The organism is Methylobacterium sp. J-077 (genome assembly GCF_022829365.1).
GTDB lineage: Bacteria > Pseudomonadota > Alphaproteobacteria > Rhizobiales > Beijerinckiaceae > Methylobacterium.
The window spans coordinates 1-2,601 of record NZ_JAKSYJ010000028.1 but is presented as its reverse complement, the minus strand read 5'-3'; the positions used below and the strand labels follow the sequence as shown (position 1 = coordinate 2,601).

Sequence of the window (2,601 nt, the reverse complement as noted above, 5' to 3'; positions counted from 1 at the left end):
TGTAGCTCATGAGTCCACCAGTGCCACTGGAGGCTCTAACGCCGAGTTCCGCTAACCACCCCGAGCCGAAGTTGTCGGAGGGCTGACGAACGGCTGCTTTTGGGAAGCGCCGACGGCGGTCCGAGCGACTGGGTTGGGTCGAGAAGGGACCGTCTGCTTTCCCCGCCGGCCTCCTCAGAAGCAGTCATTCCGCTTTCGGCCAGACTACGCCATGCCGGATCACAAATGGGCGCAAAACCGACCGTTCGGCTCTGCGCCTATTTCAGACATTCAGTGATTGCACTGCGCTTCTCCGAACCGGAACATCAAGTGGTTCGCGTCGCGGTCCACGTTGCCTCATAAGCCAATTATCGACTTGAATTACCTTCGTTGGCCGAGCGTCCTCTCACGTGCGCCGGCTCAGAGGAACCCGATTGAGAAACAGGGGATCAGGATGATCACAACGAGGTCGACCAGTAAGGCCAGGATGACTTCCGCTGCCCGGGCCCGGAGATAAGATGCGACGGATCCTGGTACATCGGAGGGCGGATAGACCCAGACATGCAGGCTACGGACTCATGCTGGCGTCCGAAATAGCGCTGCTGCTATGATCGCCGACGAATTCGTAAAAAACACAGAAAATCTTGCCCCGCCCTTTCGGAACAAGGGCTAACGCTTTCATTGGTTTTCTGCACATTTTGTGATAGTACTTAGCTCCTGCTCCACTCGTCTCGCGCAAGTAGAATTTAGCGTGGTTTAGTCGAGAGCGCCTGCGCAATATTCGTTCGAGCGAAGGCCAGGCCTACCAGTCGGTTTCGTCCTTGTCGGGCTGCGTCGCCGCAGACGGCTGGAACAGCGACCGGTTCTCCCTCACGATGTCCTGGAGAAACGCTACGATCGCCTTCGCGCGGGCCGGCGCCCGCACGTCGACATGGGTGACGAGCCAGTAGGAACGGGTGAAGCGAATACGCTCCGGTATGACTCGCCGCAGCGCCCTGTGCTGAGCAGCCATGAAGCAAGGCAGGATGCACAGACCGTAGCCGCTAAGCGTAGCGCTGAGCTGAGTGATGATGTTCGAGATCTGTAGGTCCGCCCGCCGCCCCCGAATCAGCTCCGACAGGTAGTCGTGGGCGGGCGTAGGGATCATGTCATGGATGTAGCCGATAAGGCGGACGCCGTCGTAGTCGAGGTCGCCCTTGCCCGTGCCGTGTTCCCGCAAGAACTGCTCACTGCCGTAGAGTCCGTACTCGTAGTTCATAAGCTTCTGGGCCCGGAGCGGCCCCGCATCTGGCCTCTCCATGGTGACGGCAATGTCGGCTTCCCGCCGGGCGAGGCTGACGACGCCTGGATCGGCGATCAGTTCGAGGGTGACCTCCGGGTGGCGCCCAGCCAGGGTCTGCAGGTGTTGGGCGAGGAAGTAGGTGCCGAATCCTTCCGGCGTTGCGACCCGGACCGGCCCGGACATCTGCACCTTGGCTTCCATCAGGTCCGAGGAAATGCGGATAGCGACCGCCTCGATCCGCTCGGCCTCGCCGACGAGGCTACGGCCGGCCTCGGTGAGGACGTAGCCGGTGAGCAGACGGTCGAAGAGCCGGACCTGGAGAGCGTTCTCTAGAGACGTGATCCGGCGGCTCAGTGTCGAGTGGTCGACTCCGAGCTGCTGGGCGGCGACGGTTAGGCGCCCAGCTCGCACCACCGCCAGGAACGAGCGCAGGTCGTTCCAGTCGAAGTCAGGTCCTTTGGAATTCACGCACATCGAGCTTGCTCCAATTCACATTTTCCTGCCGGACGTGCGCCGGTACAACCCCGCAACACGAGACAAAATTCATAGAAGGGGGCCGTTGTCGCCCCTCAACGGAGCAACGCCATGTCAATGTACGCCAAGCTCAAGCGGCGCGCGGCGGAGGGCCGTCCGGCCCGCGTTGGTCTGATCGGCGCCGGGAAGTTCGGCTCAATGTTTCTGTCGCAGGCGTGGCGGACCCCTGGCATTCACCTCGTGGGCGTCTCCGACCTCTCGCCTGTCAATGCCAAGGCGTCGATGCACCGGGTCGGCTGGCCCGACGAGCGCTCCCAGACCGCATCCCTGGAAGAGGCGTCCCGGTCGCAGAAAACCTTCGTGACGGACGACACGGCGGCGATGATCGCCAGCCCCTTCATCGACATCGTCATCGACGCCACCGGCAGCCCCGCCGCCGGCATCCGCCACGTGATCGCTGCGTGCGCGCACCGCAAGCACATCATCATGGTCAACGTCGAGGCGGATGCGCTGGCCGGCCCGCTGCTGGCCCGCCGGGCCGCCGAGGCAGGGATCGTCTACTCCATGGCGTCGGGCGACCAGCCCGCCCTGATTGCCGAGTTGGTGGACTGGGCGCGCTGCGTCGGGCTCGACGTCGTCTGCGCCGGCAAGGGCACCAAGTACCTGCCGGTCTACCACCAGTCGACGCCCGACACGGTGTGGGGGCATTACGGCTTCAGCGAGGAGCAGGTCGCCGGCGGCGACTTCAACCCGCAGATGTTCAATTCCTTCCTCGACGGCACCAAGTCCGCCCTGGAGATGGCGGCGGTGGCCAACGGCTGCGACCTCAGCCCGCCGGACGACGGCCTCGCCTTCCCGGCCTGCGG

At 63.4% G+C, this 2,601-nt stretch carries 2 protein-coding genes; one reads left to right on the top strand and one right to left on the bottom strand.

Annotation, left to right across the window (positions count from 1 at the left end; translation table 11 throughout):
* Positions 1-781: 781 nt before the first annotated feature.
* Positions 782-1,735, bottom strand: coding sequence for a LysR family transcriptional regulator (locus tag MKL11_RS01245; protein WP_243939552.1), 954 nt, complete (start codon positions 1,733-1,735; stop codon positions 782-784).
* 111 nt (positions 1,736-1,846) lie between these two features.
* Between MKL11_RS01245 and MKL11_RS01240 the strand changes: the two genes are divergently transcribed.
* The coding region (locus tag MKL11_RS01240; RefSeq protein ID WP_409565792.1) for a Gfo/Idh/MocA family oxidoreductase at positions 1,847-2,601 on the top strand (755 nt) is incomplete at its 3' end.